Source organism: Burkholderia sp. JPY481 (assembly GCF_038900515.1).
Lineage (GTDB): Bacteria > Pseudomonadota > Gammaproteobacteria > Burkholderiales > Burkholderiaceae > Paraburkholderia > Paraburkholderia youngii.
In genome coordinates this window covers 61,622-79,866 of the sequence record NZ_JAYMRT010000010.1, presented here as the reverse complement: position 1 = coordinate 79,866, position 18,245 = coordinate 61,622, and the positions used below count along the sequence as shown (strand labels likewise).

The window sequence follows — 18,245 nt, the reverse complement described above, 5'->3', positions numbered from 1 at the left end:
CTCACACTTTCTTGATTGAAGTCTTGCCGAACAGCCCGGCGGGTTTCATCGCGAGCACGATGAGCAGCAGGACCAGCCCCGGCACGTCCTTATAGCCGGTGGAGAGATAGAAGCCGGTAGTGGTCTCGGCGATGCCGAGAATCACGCCGCCGACGAGGATGCCCAAACCGCTCGTGAGACCGCCGATGATCGCCACCGCGAACGCCTTGAGGCCGAGCACCGCGCCCATCGTCGCGCCGGTCAGCGTGAGCGGCGCGATCAGCACGCCGGCGAACGCGGCGGTCAGCGACGAGAGGGCATACGAAAACGTGATCACGAGGCCGGTGTTGATGCCCATCAGCGCGGCGGCGTCGCGGTCGTTCGCCGTGGCCACGACGGCCTTGCCGAAGATCGTCTTGCGGTTGAAGAACTCGACGGCGAGCATCATCGCGAGCGCGCCGCCGACCACCAGAAGTTCCATCGGCAGAACGTTCGCGCCGAACACCTTGAGCGGCGCTTCGGGCAGCGGCGACGGGAAGCGCAGATCGTCGCGGCCCCAGACGTTTTCCGCGACGTTCTTGAAGATGATGCCCAGCGCGATCGTCGACATGATCCAGCCGAATTCGGATTTGATCCTGATCGCGGGCCGCACCCCGATCCGTTCGACGAACGCGCCCTGCAACAGACCGAACGCGCAGACGAGCGGGATCATCAGCCAGTAGTTGACGCCGAGCGAGACCAGCGTGAGGCCGACCAGCGCGCCGAGCATCAGCGCGTCGCCCTGGCCGAAGTTCAGCGTGCCGGAGGTCGCGAATGTGAGTTGATAGCCGAATGCGATCACGGCGTAGATCATGCCGAGTGCGATCCCGCTATAGATGAGCTGTAAAAGAATGGTCATCGTCGAGCGCCTTAGAGTTCACCATCTATAAAACAAAGCCGCCCCCGCTGGCGGGCGGGTGCGGCTTTGGAGCATGCTGCCGCGCTGGATTTGCGCTTGTATCCGCGCTTAGTTCGTCGACGCCTGCTTGGCGCGCAACTGGCTGCCGTCCTTGCGATCAGCGTCGTACGCATAGATCACGCGGCCGCCCTTGACCTCGCCAAACACCGGCACGTTCGGGCTGATCGCCTCGTGGTCGTCGTGCGTGAACGGCTTGTCGTACACCATCACGACGCCTTCCACCTTGCCGTTGAGGTTTTCCAGCGCGGCGCGCACCTTCGGACCTTCGGTCGAACCCGCCTGGGTCATCGCCGCGGCCAGCAAATAGACCGAGTCGTAGCCCTGGGCGGCGGACACCGCCGATTCGATGCGGTTGTTCTTCGGCTTGAACTCCTTGAGGTACGCGTCGATGAACGCCTTGCGCTTGGGCGTGTTCGCTTCCTGAATGAAGGTCTGCGGCATCCGGGCGCCTTCGCCGTTGGTGCTCGCGTTGTCGATGTAGTTCGCCATCGACAGGGTCCAACTGCCGATCAGCGGCACTTTCCAGCCGAGCTTGGCCATGCCGTTGGCGATCTGCGCGAGTTCCGGCCCAATGCCATAGGTCAGCACCGCTTCAGCGCCGGCCTCCTTGGCCTTGAGCAGCTGCGCGGTCATGTCGACGTCCTTGATATTGAATTTTTCTACCGCAACCGGCTTCACGCCTTTCGTGGCCAGCGCCTTTTCGAGGTCTTCGCGGCCGAGCTGACCGTAATTGGTGGAGTCCGCGAGAATCGCGACCTTCTTGAAGCCACGTTTCGCGATCGCTTCTTCAACGATCATCGGCGCCTGAATGCGGTCGGCGGCGGCGTTGCGGAAGACGTAGTTATCCGGTTGATCGGTGAATTGCTTCGTCAGGACGCTGCCAGTCGCGACGTTGTTGAACACCGGAATCCTGGCTTCCTGGAAGAAGCGTTGAGACGCGAGCGCCACGCCGGTATTGATGTAGCCCACCACCGCAGCCACTTTTTCCTTGTTGATCAGCTCTTGCGCGATCTGTACGCCGCGTTCATTTTTCGCCTCGTCGTCGCGCTCGACCAGCACGATCTGACGGCCAAGCACGCCACCGGCCTTATTGATTTCCGCGGTGGCGAGCCGCACGCCGTCGCGCATGCTCACGCCCATCGAAGACGAACCGCCGGTGAAAGGTCCGTCGACACCGATCTTGATCGGGTCGGCGGCGTAACTGACGTCAATGAGGGCACACAACGCGAGCGCACTCACGACGCTCTTCAAGCGAATTCCCATACTGTCTCCGTAGCATGTCTTTTTTTGCACAGAGCCTGGAAGCGGCTTCCATGCACGCCGACTGGACGTTCTCAGGGAGCCTGAGCGCCTGTCGTGACGCAGTATGGATTTGCTAATCTATATGTAATATTCGGACTTACCCGCGTGGTGCAATACCGGGGTTATTGGCAGATTAGAGAGAAGCGTCTAACTTTGGTTATCGAGCGGCGGTGCCGAGCCACTGATTGACTCTGATATCTGTCGTTTAACTTCATGCGCGCCAATTCGGTGCCGTTGCGAAGCTTCGGAAACCGTCACCTCGCCCGCGCCGCAAGGCGCGCAATGATCCGCTCAGCCATCGCGCGGTCGATGACTTCGAATGAACGGCTCGTGCGCTCATAGGCATACATGGCGCCAGTCGCGATATCGAACCACCAGCCGCTCAATACGAGTGCCCCGGCGCTGACTTGCTGGCGGACGATCGGGTAGGTCATCAGGTGTTCGAGCTGCACCAGCACGTTGAGTTGCGACAATTGATCGTGCGCTTTCAAGCGGTCATCGAGCGGACCTTCCTGTTCGAGCCGAAACGCCGCGTTGTTGGCGTGGCATAGCCATTTATCGAGGTTTGGCGACTTCAGCTTGGCGTTGCGTGAGAACACGGCCTTCATCGCGCCGCACTCGGAATGCCCGCACACGACGATATTCGCGACTTTCAACACCAGCACCGCATATTCGATTGCGCTTGCCTCGGAAAGATCTCCGGTAGAGACGCCCTCCGCAGTCGCCGGCGGGATCAGATTGCCCACGTTGCGCATCGTAAAGAGATCGCCGGGATGGGTCGATGCCAGCAGGTCCGGCACGACGCGGCTGTCCGAGCAGGTGATGAAGAGCGCATCGGGAGTCTGCGCGAGCGCCAGTTTGCTGAACTGCTGCGCGTATTGCGGCAGCATCTTCTCCCGGAACTCGACGATGCCCATGATGAGTTTTCGCATGATCGCCTCTCAAACGACCGGTTGCCTTGCCGCCGACGTCTCCGACCCTCCAAGCCCTTGCGAGTCCGGGATACGCGCCAACGCCAGGTCCTCCGGAAATGGATGCCGCGCGCCGATCTCTCGGTCCAGCAGGGTCAGCTCGACACGCAATGCGTCGTGACGATGCTCCGGCAAGCACTGGAGGAGATTCTCTATCGCCGCGCGCTGACGCCGCGCGATCTGGATGCTGCCGGCGCCATACTGACGTATCTCGCGAAAACTGATATGCACGAAATCTTCCCAGTTCGGCGTTCGAAAGATCACGCACACACGGCCAGACTTATCCCTGATCTCTTCGGTGTACAAAGACCGTTTTCCGACTACGCGCAATAGCCGCTGTAGTTGATCGATGGCCAGCACGGCCGTTGTGGGATCGTTGATCGCGGCCGATAACGCCTTGAGCGCAATATCAACAAGGATGCGGAACGCGAACATCGGATCCTGTTCCATCGTGCGTTCGGTCCCAAAGGCGACCAGTGTACGCAGCCGGTTTTCATCGATTGCGCCAGCGTCCCCGTACAGATAAAACAAGGGTTCGTCGACTGCGACGAAATCGCCGACTTGCGGCACGAATTCGATAACCGAGTTCGTGCGCCTCGCCTTGGCGACCAGTCTTTCCAGATTCACGGCCAGAACGATGCCGGATGTACCGCTGTGGCGAACGATGCGATCAGGCACGCCTCGCTTGCGGTCAACGCACGGCGGGGCGATCCGGCCCGTCGCCGGCGCGGGATAAACGCTCTCGATGACCGCGATGCCGTGCTCTCCAACGCGCGCCACGAGGCTCACTGGACGCAGAAATTTCGCCGCATAGTCGATCAGGAAAAGGAATGCGACGACGGAAGCGAATCCGAATAGCGCTGCAATGAATACCTGAAGCTGGTGCACCTCGCTGTCACCCATCCAGCCCAAGGTCCTGTTGGCGAATAGAAGTGTGAAAACGAACAATCCCGAGATGTTGCGGATCACGTTATCGCGCAGCAAGGTCGTCGCGATGATCCGCGGGGTGTATTGACCGCCAGCGACCTGGATCGCGACGAGCAGCGAACCGAAGGTAAATACCAGAAACGCCAGGTCTGCGGAAACGATGTCGCCGACAAGTGACCGCGCGCCAGTCATGGACAGCCCGAAAAGGCCGGTTTTCGGGTCGAGGATGTCGTGTCCGATCAACCACCTTCCCAGCATTTCAGTGAGCGGCTTCACCACCGCATAGATCGCTACTGCGACGAGCGGTACCGTCCACAGGGAAGATCTGAGGTAACTCTTCAAGCTGTACCAGCGGTTCCAGTCCATGTTTGCGCTCTTCCTGCTTCGCGGTTCGCCTCGGACGATGAAATGGAGACTCCTCGGGCACGTGGAGTCTCCCCAGCCAATAAGACACGCGACCTTGCGGTCGGTCAATGAGACCTTGGTCCGACAGGCGTTATGAAGATTGCCGCAGGCGAGCGTCGTCTAACGCGCCATCGTGGGGAGTGCGTCTTCGGCGACTGGCGCGCCTGCCTGCACATCTTCGGCAGCGGCGGCGATATCGGACGCCACATGGGCCAGCTTCATCAGACGCGGCTGCAGCAGCAGCGCGACGAGACCGCTCCAGCCCGTCTGATGCGAAGCGCCGACGCCACGTCCGCTGTCGCCGTGAAAATACTCGTGGAAAAGCACGAGATCAGACGAACGCGGGTCGGCCTGCAATTGCGGATAAGCCGCCATCACCGGCCGCATGCCGTGCTCGTCCTTCAAAAAGAGGGTGGTGACACGCCGTGCGAGACCGTCGGCGATCTCGCTGAGCGAGCACCGGTTGCCTGACCCCGTCGGATACTCGATGCGGAACTCGTCGCCGTAGTAGCGATGGAATTCATACAGCGATTCGATCAGCAGATAGTTGACGGGCATCCACACGGGTCCGCGCCAGTTCGAATTGCCGCCGAATACGCGCGAATCCGATTCGGCCGGCTGATACTCGATGCAGACATGCGCGCCGCCATGATCGAACTCGTACGGTGTATCGCGATGCACGCGTGACAACGCACGCACGCCGTGATCGGACAGGAATTCATCTTCGTCGAGCGCGCGGCGCAGCAGCGCCGTCATCCGGTATCCGCGCAGCAGCGACAGAAGCGTGGTATTGCCCTTGCCGGGTTCGGTCCAGCGCGACACCAGCTTGGCCAGATTCGGCCGGTGATCGAGAAACCACGCGAGCCGTTCTCGCAGGCCGGGCAGGTGACCGTATATCCGCTCTTCGAGCACATGCACGGCGAACAGCGGAATCAGACCGACGATCGAGCGAACGCGCATCGGCACACGGGTTCCGTCCGGAAGATGCAGTACGTCATAGAAGAACTCGTCGCGGCCGTCCCACAACCCTGTTCTGCAGCCCTCGCTGCAACCGACGGCTTCCGCGATATACAGGAAATGCTCGAAAAACTTCACCGCGATTTCGACATACGCGTTGTTCGTCATCGCGAGCTCGAGTCCGATCTGCATCAGGTCGAGCGCATACGAGGCCATCCACGCGGTGCCGTCGGCCTGGTCGATGCGGCCGCCCGTCGGCAGCGGGGAAGAGCGGTCGAAGATCCCGACGTTGTCGAGCCCGAGAAAGCCGCCCTGGAAGATGTTGCGGTCATCCGCATCCTTGCGGTTGACCCACCACGAAAAGTTCAGCAGCAGCTTGTGGAACATCACTTCGAGAAACTGGTGGTCACCGACGCCCGTGACTTCACGGTCGAGTTCGTACACGCGCCAGGTCGCCCATGCATGAACGGGCGGGTTCGCGTCGCCGAAAGCCCATTCGTAGGCGGGTAACTGCCCGTTCGGATGCATGTACCGTTCTTTCACGAGCAGCAGCAACTGTTTCTTCGCGAAGTCGGGATCGATCATCGCGAACGCGGCCGCATGAAACGCGAGATCCCACGACGCGTACCACGGGTACTCCCACTTGTCCGGCATCGAGACGACATCGCCGTTGCACATATGCCGCCAGTCGGCGTTGCGGCCGTGCCGGCGTCCTTTCGGCGGTTTCGGCTGACCGGGGTCGCCGTCGTGCCAGCGCGTCACGTCGAACTGGTAGTACTGCTTCGTCCATAGCATGCCGGCGAGCGCCTGGCGTTGCACGAGCCGTGCATCGGCGTCGGCGATATCGTGCTGGAGCGCCGCGTAGAACTCATCGGCCTCCGCGATCCGGCGCGCGAACAGCGCTTCGAAGTCGAGCGGCGCGTCGTCGCGCGTGATGCCCGGCAGTGCCGCCGGACGCCAGCGCAGATACAGCACCGCGCGTTCGTGCGGCGCGAGCGACAGCGCCACATGCGCGGCGGCGCGGGTGCCCGCGTCGCGGCGTATCGCCTGCTCGTCGCCATCGACGAGGTAATCGTTGAAGCCATCCTTGAACGGGCCCGCGCCGGCGATGCCGAAAATGCGGCGCACATTGGTTTCGTTTTCGCAGAACAGCCATTCGATCGGCTGCTGCGCCGAGGCCGTGACGATCATCGTGCCCAGCGCGGGATTGTGCGCGATCACCCGCGCGCCTTCGGCGGACTCCGTCTCGAGCGTCAGCGACGGCCTGCCGGGCTTGCCTGACCACGCCCAGCGGTTGCGCGCCCAGAAGAGCGGCAGCACATGCAGTGGCGCGTGCTGATCCGCGCGATTTTCGACGCTGACGCGCATCACGATGTCGTCGGGTGTGTGCTTCGCGTACTCGACCCAGACGTCGAAATAGCGATCGTTGTCGAACACGCCGGTATCGAGGATTTCGTATTCGGGCTGATCGGCGCCGCGCCGGCCGTTTTCGTCGATCAGGTCCTGATACGGATACGCATCGTGCGGGTACTTGTAGAGCATCTTCATGTACGAGTGCGTCGGCGTGCCATCGACATAAAAGTAAAGCTCTTTCACGTCCTCGCCGTGATTGCCCTGCGCATTGGTCAAGCCAAACAGCCGTTCCTTCAGGATGGCGTCGCGCCCGTTCCAGAGCGCGAGCGACACGCACCAGTCGAGTGGGTCGTTGCCGAATCCGGCAATGCCGTCCTCGCCCCAGCGGTACATGCGGCTGCGCGCCTGATCGTGGGGGAAATACTCCCAGGCGGTGCCGTAGTCGCTGTAGTCCTCGCGAACCGTGCCCCACTGCCGGTCGCTCAGATAAGGGCCCCAGCGGCGCCAGCAACCGAGGTCCGGGCCATGCAGACGGCTTCCTTCCTTCGAACGGAGCAGATCGTTTGCGCGTAGCGATGACATGTGACCTCCCAATCCGGGATCGACTGCCGAACACGTTTGGTGCGTGAATCCACCCCGGTGCTGTGGCGCATGCGCCGCCGGGCGGTACTTGGATGATAGGCGCCGTTTGGCGTTATTGAGTTCGGCTCCGAAGCAGTGAGGGGCAGACTACGAACGCCATCGGGTATCCATCTAGATGCACGTTTTGTCCGGGCAAACGTCGTCTCTGTCCATTGAGGCGAACGCGGCCCAGGCTCTAAATTGGCGCCACTAAGCCCACCTGGCGCTTGCGAGAGAAACAAGATTACCTCGCGCGCCACCCGCCCGAACATACCGACAGCGAAGCGGACTGTTCGGGCGGCTCTAGAGGAGACACCGGCATGGCCCACCAGATAACCCTCCGTTTTGAGGACGGAGTGACCCGCTTCATCCACTGCGAGGAGGGCGAGCGCGTCACCGATGCCGCCATCCGCGCCAGGATCAATATCCCGCTCGATTGCCGTGATGGCGTGTGCGGCACCTGCAAGGCGGTCTGCGAGTCCGGTGAGTACGTTCTGGGCGACTGCGTGGAAGATGCGCTGAGCCCGGACGAGGTGAGCGCCCGCAAGGTTCTCACCTGCCAGATGAGCCCGCGCTCCGACTGCGTGATCCAGATCGCCACGAACTCCGATGTCTCGGGAACCGGCCCGTCCTCCCACAAGGGGCGGATCGTCGCCTGCCAACGAGCGTCGGACACTACGATCGCCTTCTCGGTCGAGCTCGAGAACCGCGCGGATCTCAGTTTTCTTCCCGGGCAGTACGTCAATGTCCAGGTGCCCGGCACCGATCAGACCCGGTCCTATTCGTTCAGCTCGGGGCCGTCCGAGCCGCACGTGTCGTTCCTTGTGCGCAATGTGCGTCAAGGGGTGATGTCGAGCTGGCTCTGCGAAACCGCCAAAGTCGGCGACGCGATCGAATTTCGCGGCCCGATGGGAAGCTTCTATCTGCGCGCCATCGAGCGGCCGGTGCTGTTTCTGGCGGGTGGCACGGGTCTCGCGCCGTTCCTGTCGATGCTCGACAAGATCGTGGAGGACGGCGGCAGTCCGTATCCGATCCACATGATCCTCGGTGTGAACACCGATGAGGATCTGGTCGGCATCGACCGGCTCGAAACCTATGCGCAGCGCCTGCCGAACTTCACCTATGCCTGCACCGTTTCCAACCCTGACAGTGCCTATCCCAACAAGGGCTATGTGACCCACCACATCAACGCGTCCCAGCTCAATGGTGGCGAAGCGGATGTCTATCTCTGCGGCCCGCCGCCGATGGTCGATGCGGTGCGCGATTTTCTGTCGTCAGAGGGGCTGACGCCGCGCAATTTCTACTATGAGAAGTTTGCCGGCACGGGCCTCGTGGTCCAGACCGGCGAGGAGCGCCTCGCTCCTGTCGATGTCGATGAAGCCTTCGACCTGCGCATGGCGCTCGAACTGGGGGCGGCTCAACTGACCATGGGCCGGCTGTCGAGCGAGCAACTGATCACCTTCCGCCAGCTCGCCGAGGCGACGGCGCCGTTCGTGCGAGGGCGGCACTTTACCGACGTGCCACGCTACATCGAGGCGAATCACGCGTTCCACCTGTTCACGATCGAAGCTTCCGGGAATGCGCAGCTGATCGCGCTGTACCGGCAGCTGGCCGTGCAGGACTACATCGCTCGCGCGCTGACCGACCAGATCGAGATCGTCGGCGATATCGTCCAGCAGCATCGGGACATCGTCGCCGCCTTCGAACTGGGCGACCTGAACGCGGCGCGGGACGTGATTGCGCTGCATGCGCTCCATTCCAAGGCCACGATGAGCCGGGCGCTGGAGCGCATGGCGACGGGCAAGACGGCACCGGCGGCCGCAGCGGCTCCCGCTCTCCCGCCTGCCGTGCCGCAGAGCGCGCCGCAGGTGTGTCCATTCTCGGGCAGCACGCTTCCGGCTTATTCACACGAGCTGGACTGGCCCGAGGGGCTGGAACCATTCAAGGTGGTCGATGACGGCTCGCAAGGCGACCCTTACGAGCACTACCGCTGGATGCGGGAGCATGCGCCGGTGCTGCGTTGCCAATCGGCGACTTCAGACGTGTGGTTCCTGTCGCGCTATGACGATGTCTACCAGGCGATCCGCAATCCGAAGCTGTTTTCCTCCGAGGTCGTCAGCCCGCCGCCGCTGACGTTCCTGACGCTGTTCGATGCGCCCGCGCATTCGCGCTTGCGCAAGGTCGTCCAGCCGTCGTTCCTGCCGCTGGCGCTCGATCCCTTTATCGATCAGATCGCGCAAAGGGCGGAGGATTTGCTCGATGTGATGATCGCCAAGGGCGGCGGTGACGTCGTCGACGATTTCGCGATCCCGCTCAGCATCTCGACGATCTCCGCGATGATCGACGTGCCGAACGAGGATGAGGAAAAAATGAAGTTCTGGTCGGACGAGACCTTTAGCTATTTCGGGCGCCTGGCCCGCAATGCGCCGGGGACCGGCACCGACGAGCAGAGCGCGCAGGCCTTCTTCGCTTACCTGAAGGAAGCGATGGAGCGGCTCGCTTTGACCGACAGCCAGTCGATCGGCGGACATATCGCGCGCATGTGGAAAGACGGGCTCCTTTCGGAAAAGGAAGCGAAAGAGCTGTGCGCGTTCGTCTTCATCGCCGGGCACGACACGACGACCATCCTCGTTGCCAACGCGTTTCGCATGTTCGCTGAACAGCCGAACCTGCTGGCACGTATCCGCGAAAACCCCGCCGACGCCGAGCGTTACGTCGAGGAGGTGGCGCGCTACCGTGGCACGGTCCAGCGCGTGAGCCGTATCACCACCGAGGCGACCACCGTCGCGGGCGTCGATCTGCCGAAGGGCGCGGTGGTGCGATTGCTGCTGTCGGCCGCGAACCGCGACAGCCGCAAGTTTGCCGATGGCGAGACCTTCGACATCGACCGCGATTCCAGCGGTCATCTGGGCTTCGGCAACGGCATGCACAAATGCCTCGGTGCGCCGCTCGCCAAGCTGGAGACGCTGATCGCGACGAAGGCTCTGGCCCGCAAGATCGGCGAGATTGCGCTCGATCCGGCAAGGCCGATCCAGTATGTGCGGGGCAACAATCTGACCAACTCCGGGCCCGAGCATCTGTTCGTGAAGCTGGGGGCGTTGTCGGCCTGAAGCGGATCAAGGGGCGAGAGCGAGTCAGTTCGCTCTTGCCTTTTCAGGCGGCAAGGATCGGTCGTGCGCTGCGGAGCGGTATTCGGTTGGCCGCAGTCCCGTCTGCTTGCGGAAGAAGCGTCCGAAATACGCCTCGTCCTGGAAGCCCAGTTCGCTGGCGATCTGCTTCACGCTGAGCGTCGAATAGCCGAGCAGCCGCTTGGCCTCATGAATCGAGCGTGCATCGATCGCCTCGATGGCCGAGACCCCGAACGTAGCGCGGCAGATCCGCGAAAGTTGGCCGGTGGTGACGCCCATCTCGCCGGCATAGCTGGCGACCGGGCGCCGCTCACGGCAATGGCGGTCGAGCAGGGCGCGGAACCGCTCGATTCGCGCGGCCATCGTGCGCTGCTCGGAACTGGCTGAGAGCCGGGCGCTCTCGCTGAGACGCCCGATCTTGACGAACAGGGTGATAGTGAGTGCGGCGCCCGCGGTGAACTGCCAGCGCTCGTGGCTCTCCGCCTCGTGCCCGATCGACTGGAACAGCGTGTCCAGAGATGTGCCGCGCTCCACGGCGGGATCGATCGACAACACCGTCGGCGTGCGGATGAATTCGAGCAGCTCGGGTGCGGCCGTCATCGCCAGCGATTCCAGCGCGGACTGCGCGGCGGTGATCACGTGACCGTCGACGTCGCTGCGGAAGTGAAAGCCGTGGACCGAGCGCGCCGGCACGACCACGAGGCATGGCGCCTGGACGGCCCAGGTTTTGCCGTCGATGAAAGTCTCGCCGCCGCCGGCGGTCACGTAGAGCACCTGGATCAGCGCATCGTGGACGTGCGGTTCGATGTCGAAATCGAAACGCCCGGCACGCAGCGGAATGCGCTCGTAATGGACCATGTCGACCCAAGGCTGGTCGGCTTCCGCGCCATAGAGCGCGAAATGCAGCACGGTCCGGCGGCGCTGCTGGTCAGAGGCCATGATGCACGTTATGTCCTGCTCTATGTCGACTCTGTCCATTGTTCCACAGGCGCTCGGGGCGTTCAATGTCGATACGGATATCAGGAAGCGTAATCGCATACATATTTCAGGAAGGTAATTACATGAGACAGGAACTTGAAAATCGCGCAGCGGCCTCGACCCCGTACGCGCTGAACTTGAACGGAAAGGTCTGCGTGGTGACGGGTGCCGGCAGTGGCATTGGTGCCGGCATCGCGCGCGCGTTCGCCGCTATCGGCGCACACGTCGCGCTCGTGGATCGGAACCTTGCCGGTGCTGAAGCTGTCGCCGCCGAACTTCGGAAGGCCGGTGCGGTGGCGCGAGCGATCGGCTGCGACGTGTCGGACGAAGCCTCGGTTGCCGCTGCTGCCGACAAGGTTCGCGCGGAGCTCGGGCCGGTCGGCGCGCTCGTCAACAATGCAGGGCTGCTGCGCGCTGGAGCGCTCGAGACAGTCTCGATCGAGGACTGGAACCAGGCCATCGCCGTCAATCTGACCGGCTATCTGCTGTGTGCCCGGGCTTTCGGGCGCGACATGCTGGCGGCGGGCAAAGGCAGTATCGTCCACGTTGCGTCGATTGCGTCGCTCAATCCGCAGACCAATAGCGGTTCCTATAGCCCGAGCAAAGCGGGCGTGCTGCTGCTATCGCGGCAGTTGGCGGCGGAGTGGGGCCCACGCGGCGTGCGCAGCAACTGTGTGCTGCCCGGCATGATCCGCACCGCGCTGTCCGCGAAGTTCTACGAGGAGCCCGGCTTCGAGGCTCGCCGCGCCGCCGCCACCGCGAGCCGCCGCATCGGCGAGCCGGAAGACCTCGCCGGCCCGGCGCTGTTCCTCGCCTCTGATATGGCTGCCTACGTCAATGGCGCGGAGGTGCTCGTCGACGGCGGGCTCGATTGCATGCTGATGGACATGGTTCCGCGCCCCGGTTTCAACGCTACTGCGGCCGCGTGAGCGCCGTCACACCACAACGACAAGGAGATTGGATATGACCAAGGAGATCACCTGCGATCTGGTCGTGGTCGGATCGGGCGCCGCGGGCCTCGCCACTGCGATCACGGCACGCAAGCGCGGCCTCGATGTCATCGTGCTCGAGAAGGAGCCCGTGTTCGGTGGTACGACCGCGCTGTCGGGCGGCGTCTTATGGATTCCGCTGAGCAAATACGGCCGACAGCAGAACCCGGCTGACACCGTCGAGCGCGTGCGCGAATACATGATGAGCGAGACGGGCAATAACTACGATGCCGCCGCGGTCGAGTGCTTTGTCGAGAACGGGCCGAAAATGGTCGAGTTCTTCGAGCGCGAGACCGAGATGAAGTTCGTGCCCACGCTCTATCCGGACTATCACCCGGATGCGCCCGGCGGCGTCGACATCGGTCGCTCGATCCTCGCCGCGCCATATGACATTCGCGGGCTGGGCAAGGACATGCGCCGCCTCAAGCAGCCGCTCGAGACGATCACGTTCATGGGGATGATGTTCAATTCCTCGAACGCGGACCTCAAGCATTTCTTCCGCGCGACCAAGTCCATCATTTCGTTCATGTATGTGGCCCGCCGTCTGGCTACGCACATCAAGGAGCTTGCGCTCTACCGGCGGGGCATCAACGTCACGAGCGGCAACGCGCTCGCCGCGAGACTCGCGAAGTCGGCGCTGGCGATCGACATTCCGATCCTCACTTCGACGCCTGTGAAGGAACTGCTGAGCAAGAGCGGCAAGGTGATCGGCGTGCGCGCGAGCGCAGCGGACGGTGAGCTTCGAATCACCGCCCGGCACGGCGTCGTGCTGGCTTGTGGCGGCTTCCCGCACGATCTCAAGCGCATTGCGCAGGTCTATCCGCATGTGAAGCGTGGCGGTGAGCATCTGTCGCCCACGCCCGTCGGCAATACCGGCGACGGGTTGACGATGGCGGAGAAGGTGGGCGGTGCCGTGAAGCTCGGCTTCGCCGATGCGGCGGCCTGGATGCCTGTCTCGAAGGTGCCGTTTGGCAAGGGCCGCACCGGCGTATTTCCGCATCTGCTCGACCGGTATAAACCCGGCGTGATCGGCGTGCTGCGCAACGGTCAGCGCTTCACCAATGAATCGAACTCCTACCACGACGTTGGCGCCGCGTTGATGCGCGCCTGCGAGGGTGAACGGGAGACGGCGATGTGGCTGATCTGCGATAAGGTGGCGCTCGGCAAATATGGACTGGGCTATGCGAAGCCCGCGCCGATGCCGGTGGGGCCGTTGCTGCGCAAAGGCTACCTGATCAAGGGCGACACGATCGGCGAGCTGGCGCGCAATTGCGGCATCGCTCCCGATGCGCTCGAAATGACGGTCCATGCCTACAATCGCGATGCCGAGCGCGGAGAAGACCCGGCCTTCCAACGCGGCCGCACCTCGTTCAACCGTTATCTCGCCGATCCGGACCACAAGCCCAATCCTTGCGTTGCGCCTGTGGCGACCGGCCCCTTCTATGCGGTGAAGGTGGTGATGGGCGATCTGGGCACGTTCGACGGCCTCAAGACCAGCGTCACTGGCGAGGTGCTGCGGGCCGACGGCAGCGAGATCGAGGGCCTTTACGCGGTCGGCAATGACCGGCGCAGCGTGATGGGCGGCAACTACCCGGGCGCCGGTATCACCCACGGGCCGAATATGACGTTCGGGTTCGTCACCGGAAATGCGATCGCCACCAAAGCGATGACTCGCAAAGAGAAGGCATACGCATGAATACCCAACCAATGTTTCTGGCCAAGCCCCTCGTCGATTTCCGGGTCTACACGATCGCGCTACGCAAGATGCCCGAGTTTCTCGACGTGTTCGACAGGCTCGCGATGCCAATCCTGCTCGAGACGCTTGGACATCCGCTCGGTTTTTGGACGAGTATGGTCGGACCGCAGAACCAGTTCACTCACCTGTGGGGGTATGACGATCTGGCCGACTACGAACGACGGTGCCTGGCACGCGATACGCACCCGGACTTCCCCGCCTATCTGAAGGCATCCGGCCATCTGATCACGGCACAGGAGACACGGCTCATTCGGGCCACCGCGCTGGATAGCGTCGCAAAGTAATCCGAAGCATTCGGCCGAAGCGGGCTCCATCGCGGAGCCCGCGTGCTTCTTTGACCGAAGAGGCGGCTCAGGTCTGGTTGGCCCACAGATCGTCAATTGCGCGGACCGCCAGCAAGTAGCCGTCGGCCAGCACGAGGCAGTTCTGTTCGATGTCCTTCAGCGTCGTGCTGCCGTAAAGATGCGGCTCCTGCACTGACACGCACTACGCAGAAAAATTTCGCACCTTATCCCCGCTTTCCGTGTCAAACGATAAGCCGCCCGAACCGCCGTTCAGGGCGCCGGCACTTCCGCGCCTACAGGCACGGGTTGTGCACGTGATCTCCTGCACGCATTCCACATCGGAAGAATAAGGAGGGCGGTCATGACCACGACTGCCAGTTTTCACATCGGGTACACGCGATATCTCGGTCCCGAAGGCGAGCCCGTACAGCCATTGCCGGCCTTTGCGCGGGAACCCGAGGCGCTGATCTCCCTCTATCGCGCGATGGTGCTGACCCGCGCATTCGATACCAAAGCGGTCGCGCTGCAGCGCACTGGCAAGCTCGGCACGTTTGCTTCGTCGGTGGGGCAGGAGGCGATCGGAGTGGGCGTCGCGAGCGCGATGCAGGCCGATGACGTGCTGTTTCCTTCGTATCGCGATCATGCGGCGCAATTGCTGCGCGGCGTCACGATGACGGAAAGCCTCTTGTATTGGGGCGGTGACGAACGCGGCAGCGACTTCAGCGTACCGCGGCTCGACTTTCCAAATTGCGTTCCCATCGGCACACAGGTCTGTCATGCCGCCGGCGCGGCCTACGCGTTCAAGCTGCGCGGCGAACCGCGCGTCGCCGTGACGATTTGCGGCGATGGCAGCACATCGAAGGGCGACTTCTACGAAGCGATGAACATGGCGGGCGTCTGGCAGGCGCCGCTCGTGCTCGTCGTCAACAACAACCAGTGGGCGATTTCGGTGCCGCGCAGCACGCAGAGCGCGGCGCAAACGCTCGCGCAGAAGGCAATCGCGGCGGGCATCGACGGTTTGCAGGTCGACGGCAACGATGTCATCGCCGTGCATCAGGTGATGCATGCGGCGCTCGCGAAAGCGCGCCGAGGCGATGGCCCCACGCTGATCGAAGCGCTCAGCTATCGACTCGGCGATCACACGACGGCCGACGATGCAACGCGTTATCGCGACCCGGATGAGATTCGGAAGCAATGGGAATACGAGCCGCTGCTGCGTTTGCGCAAGTATCTGATGCGGATGAACTTCTGGGACAAAGCGCAGGACGAGCAACTCGGCCGGGCGTGTCACGCGCAGGTCGAGGCAGCCGTCGAGGCGTATCTGGCTGTGCCGCCCCCCGATACCTCGGCAATGTTCGATCACTTGTACGAGACGCTGCCGCATGCCATGCGTGAGCAACTGGAAAACGCGCAGCGATTCGCACCGATAGCGGGCAATGGTCGGCATGGTCAGAACGGAGGCAACGGCCATGGCTGATCTGAACATGATCGATGCGATCAACCTGGCGCTCGCATACGAACTCGAACACGATCCCGCCGTCGTGCTGCTCGGCGAGGACATCGGCGTGAACGGCGGCGTGTTTCGCGCGACGGCCGGCTTGCAGGCACGCTTCGGCGCGCAGCGCGTGCTCGACACGCCGCTCGCCGAGTCAGCGATCGCGGGCACCGCGATCGGCATGGCAGCGATGGGACTGAAGCCCGTCGCCGAGATCCAGTTCAGCGGGTTTCTGTATCCGGCGATCGATCACGTGCTCAATCATGCGTCGCGTCTGCGGCATCGGACTCGCGGACGCCTCACCTGTCCGCTGGTGATCCGCGCGCCGTGCGGCGCAGGCATCCATGCCCCGGAGCATCACTCGGAAAACCCCGAAGCCCTGTTCGCGCACATTCCTGGCTTGCGCGTCGTCACGCCTTCGTCGCCGGCGCGCGCGTACGGGTTGTTGCTGGCCGCGATTCGCGATCCCGACCCGGTGATCTTCTTCGAGCCGACTCGCCTTTATCGGCTGTTCCGGCAGACAGTGGAAGACAACGGCGAAGGGCTGCCGCTCGACACCTGCTTTACGCTGCGCGACGGCTCGGATGTGACGCTGGTGTGCTGGGGCGGCGCCGTGCAGGACGCACAGGGCGCCGCCGATCTGCTCGCGCAGGAAGGCGTGATGGCCGAAGTGATCGACGTCGCGACGCTCAAGCCGATCGACATGAACACGATCCTGGCCTCGGTGGCGAAGACGGGCCGCTGCGTGATCGTGCACGAGGGTTCGCGCACGGGCGGCATCGGCGCGGAGATCGCCGCCAATATCGCCGAGCGCGGGCTTTATTCGCTGCTCGCGCCTGTGCAGCGCGTGACCGGCTATGACGTGGTGGTGCCGCTGTACCGGCTCGAGAATCAATACATGCCGGGTGCCTCGCGCATCGTCGCGGCGGTGCGGCAAGCTATGGAGGCGTCGTAAAGCCATGAAAATCTTCAAACTGCCGGACCTCGGCGAAGGCTTGCAGGAAGCGGAAATCGTCGAATGGCATGTGAAAGATGGCGACGAAGTACGCGCGGATCAACCGTTGCTGTCGGTCGAAACGGCGAAGGCGATCGTCGAGATTCCGTCGCCGCAATCCGGCCGCATCACGAAGCTGTTCGGACGGACCGGCGATATCGTGCACCTGGGCGCGCCGCTCGTCGCGTTCGAGGGCGAGGCCGATGATGCAGACGCGGGCACTGTCGTCGGCCATATGGAAGTTGGCCAGCATGTCGTGCAGGAAGCGCCTGCGTCGCCTGGCACGGGCGGTGGCGTCAGCGCGGCCGGTGGTGTGATCAAGGCGATTCCGGCGGCGCGCGCGCTTGCGCGCAAACTGGATGTCGATCTCTCGATGGTGACGCCGTCCGGCCCGGAAGGCGTGATCACGGCGGCTGACGTGCAGCGCGTCGCGAAGATACTTGGCGAAGTCGGTCCGGCCGAAGTGCTGCGCGGCGTGCGGCGTGCGATGGCGCACAACATGGCGCGCGCGCAAAGCGAAGTGGCCGCCGCGACCGTGATCGACGACGCCGATATTCATGCGTGGCCGCCGCACACCGACGTGACGATCCGCCTGATCCGCGCGCTGGTCGCGGGCTGCCGCGCCGAGCCGCCACTGAACGCATGGTTCGACGGACATACGGGGCGACGCCATGTCCTTGAGAAGATCGATCTCGGCATTGCCGTCGATCTGCCCGATGGGCTTTTCGTGCCGGTGCTGCGCGACGTCGCGCATCGCGATGCGGCGGATCTGCGCGGCGGTCTCGACCGGATGCGCGCCGATATCCGCGCGCGCAAGATTCCGCCGGAAGAAATGCGCGGCAACACGATCACGCTGTCGAACTTCGGAATGATTTCGGGGAAGTACGCGGCGCCCATCGTCGTGCCGCCCACCGTCGCGATCCTCGGCGCGGGGCGCATCCATGAACAGGTGGTCGCGGCAGACGGTGCGCCTGCCGTGCACCGGATCTTGCCGCTCAGTCTGACGTTCGATCATCGCGTCGTGACAGGCGGCGAGGCGGCGCGCTTCCTGGCGGCGACGATCGCGGATCTGCAGAACGCGTGGTAGCGGTTAGCGTGTGCCTGGCGTGATTCGCCAGCATCGTATCGATAAGAGCGCGAGCCTCGCG

The 18,245-nt window shown here is 63.3% G+C and carries 14 protein-coding genes; 7 read left to right on the top strand and 7 right to left on the bottom strand.

Annotated features, from left to right (window positions below; genetic code table 11):
• Position 1 precedes the first annotated feature (1 nt).
• From VSR82_RS23165 to VSR82_RS23145, 5 genes are all read right to left on the bottom strand, one after another.
• Positions 2-877 (bottom strand): branched-chain amino acid ABC transporter permease, encoded by an 876-nt coding sequence (locus VSR82_RS23165; RefSeq protein ID WP_176122035.1) that lies wholly within the window; start codon positions 875-877, stop codon positions 2-4.
• Between the two features lie 108 nt (positions 878-985).
• The gene (locus VSR82_RS23160; protein ID WP_368581402.1) at positions 986-2,200 is read right to left on the bottom strand and encodes an ABC transporter substrate-binding protein; all 1,215 of its coding nucleotides are present in this window, start codon (positions 2,198-2,200) and stop codon (positions 986-988) included.
• 293 nt (positions 2,201-2,493) lie between these two features.
• Positions 2,494-3,171: a carbonic anhydrase gene (locus VSR82_RS23155; protein ID WP_429463308.1), complete on the bottom strand. Its 678-nt coding sequence runs from the start codon at positions 3,169-3,171 to the stop codon at positions 2,494-2,496.
• Positions 3,172-3,180: 9 nt separating this feature from the next.
• Positions 3,181-4,503, bottom strand: a complete 1,323-nt coding sequence (locus VSR82_RS23150; protein ID WP_368581404.1) for a DUF2254 domain-containing protein — start codon at positions 4,501-4,503, stop codon at positions 3,181-3,183.
• A 159-nt stretch (positions 4,504-4,662) separates the two neighbouring features.
• Positions 4,663-7,434 (bottom strand): MGH1-like glycoside hydrolase domain-containing protein, encoded by a 2,772-nt coding sequence (locus tag VSR82_RS23145; RefSeq protein ID WP_429463310.1) that lies wholly within the window; start codon positions 7,432-7,434, stop codon positions 4,663-4,665.
• A 359-nt stretch (positions 7,435-7,793) separates the two neighbouring features.
• On the opposite strand from VSR82_RS23145, the gene benC reads away from it, so the two are divergent.
• Positions 7,794-10,583, top strand: coding sequence for a benzoate 1,2-dioxygenase electron transfer component BenC (gene benC / locus VSR82_RS23140; RefSeq protein WP_429463312.1), 2,790 nt, complete (start codon positions 7,794-7,796; stop codon positions 10,581-10,583).
• 24 nt (positions 10,584-10,607) lie between these two features.
• On the opposite strand, the gene VSR82_RS23135 is transcribed toward benC, so the two are convergent.
• Positions 10,608-11,540, bottom strand: a complete 933-nt coding sequence (locus tag VSR82_RS23135; protein ID WP_368581406.1) for a helix-turn-helix domain-containing protein — start codon at positions 11,538-11,540, stop codon at positions 10,608-10,610.
• 122 nt (positions 11,541-11,662) lie between these two features.
• Between VSR82_RS23135 and VSR82_RS23130 the strand changes: the two genes are divergently transcribed.
• The 3 genes from VSR82_RS23130 to VSR82_RS23120 are packed head-to-tail and all read left to right on the top strand — an operon-like array spanning position 11,663 to position 14,608.
• Positions 11,663-12,508 (top strand): SDR family NAD(P)-dependent oxidoreductase, encoded by an 846-nt coding sequence (locus tag VSR82_RS23130; protein ID WP_429463316.1) that lies wholly within the window; start codon positions 11,663-11,665, stop codon positions 12,506-12,508.
• A gap of 28 nt (positions 12,509-12,536) precedes the next feature.
• Positions 12,537-14,264 (top strand): FAD-dependent oxidoreductase, encoded by a 1,728-nt coding sequence (locus VSR82_RS23125; protein WP_429463318.1) that lies wholly within the window; start codon positions 12,537-12,539, stop codon positions 14,262-14,264.
• Complete coding sequence (locus VSR82_RS23120) at positions 14,261-14,608, top strand: NIPSNAP family protein (RefSeq protein WP_410848335.1); 348 nt, start codon at positions 14,261-14,263, stop codon at positions 14,606-14,608. The genes VSR82_RS23125 and VSR82_RS23120 overlap by 4 nt, the downstream gene beginning before the upstream one ends.
• 67 nt (positions 14,609-14,675) lie before the next feature.
• Here VSR82_RS23120 and VSR82_RS23115 read toward each other — a convergent pair whose 3' ends face one another.
• Positions 14,676-14,807, bottom strand: a complete 132-nt coding sequence (locus VSR82_RS23115; protein ID WP_429463320.1) for a hypothetical protein — start codon at positions 14,805-14,807, stop codon at positions 14,676-14,678.
• 162 nt (positions 14,808-14,969) lie between these two features.
• Between VSR82_RS23115 and pdhA the strand changes: the two genes are divergently transcribed.
• The 3 genes from pdhA to VSR82_RS23100 are packed head-to-tail and all read left to right on the top strand — an operon-like array spanning position 14,970 to position 18,184.
• A complete protein-coding gene (pdhA, locus tag VSR82_RS23110) occupies positions 14,970-16,085 on the top strand; it encodes a pyruvate dehydrogenase (acetyl-transferring) E1 component subunit alpha (protein ID WP_429463322.1) in 1,116 nt (371 codons plus the stop codon).
• A complete protein-coding gene (locus tag VSR82_RS23105) occupies positions 16,078-17,058 on the top strand; it encodes an alpha-ketoacid dehydrogenase subunit beta (RefSeq protein ID WP_410848338.1) in 981 nt (326 codons plus the stop codon). Before pdhA ends, VSR82_RS23105 begins: the two co-directional genes overlap by 8 nt.
• Positions 17,059-17,062: 4 nt before the next feature.
• On the top strand, positions 17,063-18,184 hold the full coding sequence (locus VSR82_RS23100) for a dihydrolipoamide acetyltransferase family protein (RefSeq protein ID WP_429463326.1): 1,122 nt from the start codon (positions 17,063-17,065) through the stop codon (positions 18,182-18,184).
• Positions 18,185-18,245: the final 61 nt, after the last annotated feature.

Excerpts from the sequence above, each read along its gene's own strand:
- VSR82_RS23135 (WP_368581406.1), bottom strand. The coding sequence starts at position 11,540 with ATGGCCTCTGACCAGCAGCGCCGCCGGACCGTGCTGCATTTCGCGCTC.
- pdhA (WP_429463322.1), top strand. The coding sequence starts at position 14,970 with ATGACCACGACTGCCAGTTTTCACATCGGGTACACGCGATATCTCGGT.
- VSR82_RS23150 (WP_368581404.1), bottom strand. The coding sequence starts at position 4,503 with ATGGACTGGAACCGCTGGTACAGCTTGAAGAGTTACCTCAGATCTTCC.
- VSR82_RS23105 (WP_410848338.1), top strand. The coding sequence starts at position 16,078 with ATGGCTGATCTGAACATGATCGATGCGATCAACCTGGCGCTCGCATAC.
- VSR82_RS23130 (WP_429463316.1), top strand. The coding sequence starts at position 11,663 with ATGAGACAGGAACTTGAAAATCGCGCAGCGGCCTCGACCCCGTACGCG.
- VSR82_RS23160 (WP_368581402.1), bottom strand. The coding sequence starts at position 2,200 with ATGGGAATTCGCTTGAAGAGCGTCGTGAGTGCGCTCGCGTTGTGTGCC.
- VSR82_RS23165 (WP_176122035.1), bottom strand. The coding sequence starts at position 877 with ATGACCATTCTTTTACAGCTCATCTATAGCGGGATCGCACTCGGCATG.
- VSR82_RS23120 (WP_410848335.1), top strand. The coding sequence starts at position 14,261 with ATGAATACCCAACCAATGTTTCTGGCCAAGCCCCTCGTCGATTTCCGG.
- VSR82_RS23145 (WP_429463310.1), bottom strand. The coding sequence starts at position 7,434 with ATGTCATCGCTACGCGCAAACGATCTGCTCCGTTCGAAGGAAGGAAGC.
- VSR82_RS23100 (WP_429463326.1), top strand. The coding sequence starts at position 17,063 with ATGAAAATCTTCAAACTGCCGGACCTCGGCGAAGGCTTGCAGGAAGCG.
- benC (WP_429463312.1), top strand. The coding sequence starts at position 7,794 with ATGGCCCACCAGATAACCCTCCGTTTTGAGGACGGAGTGACCCGCTTC.
- VSR82_RS23155 (WP_429463308.1), bottom strand. The coding sequence starts at position 3,171 with ATGCGAAAACTCATCATGGGCATCGTCGAGTTCCGGGAGAAGATGCTG.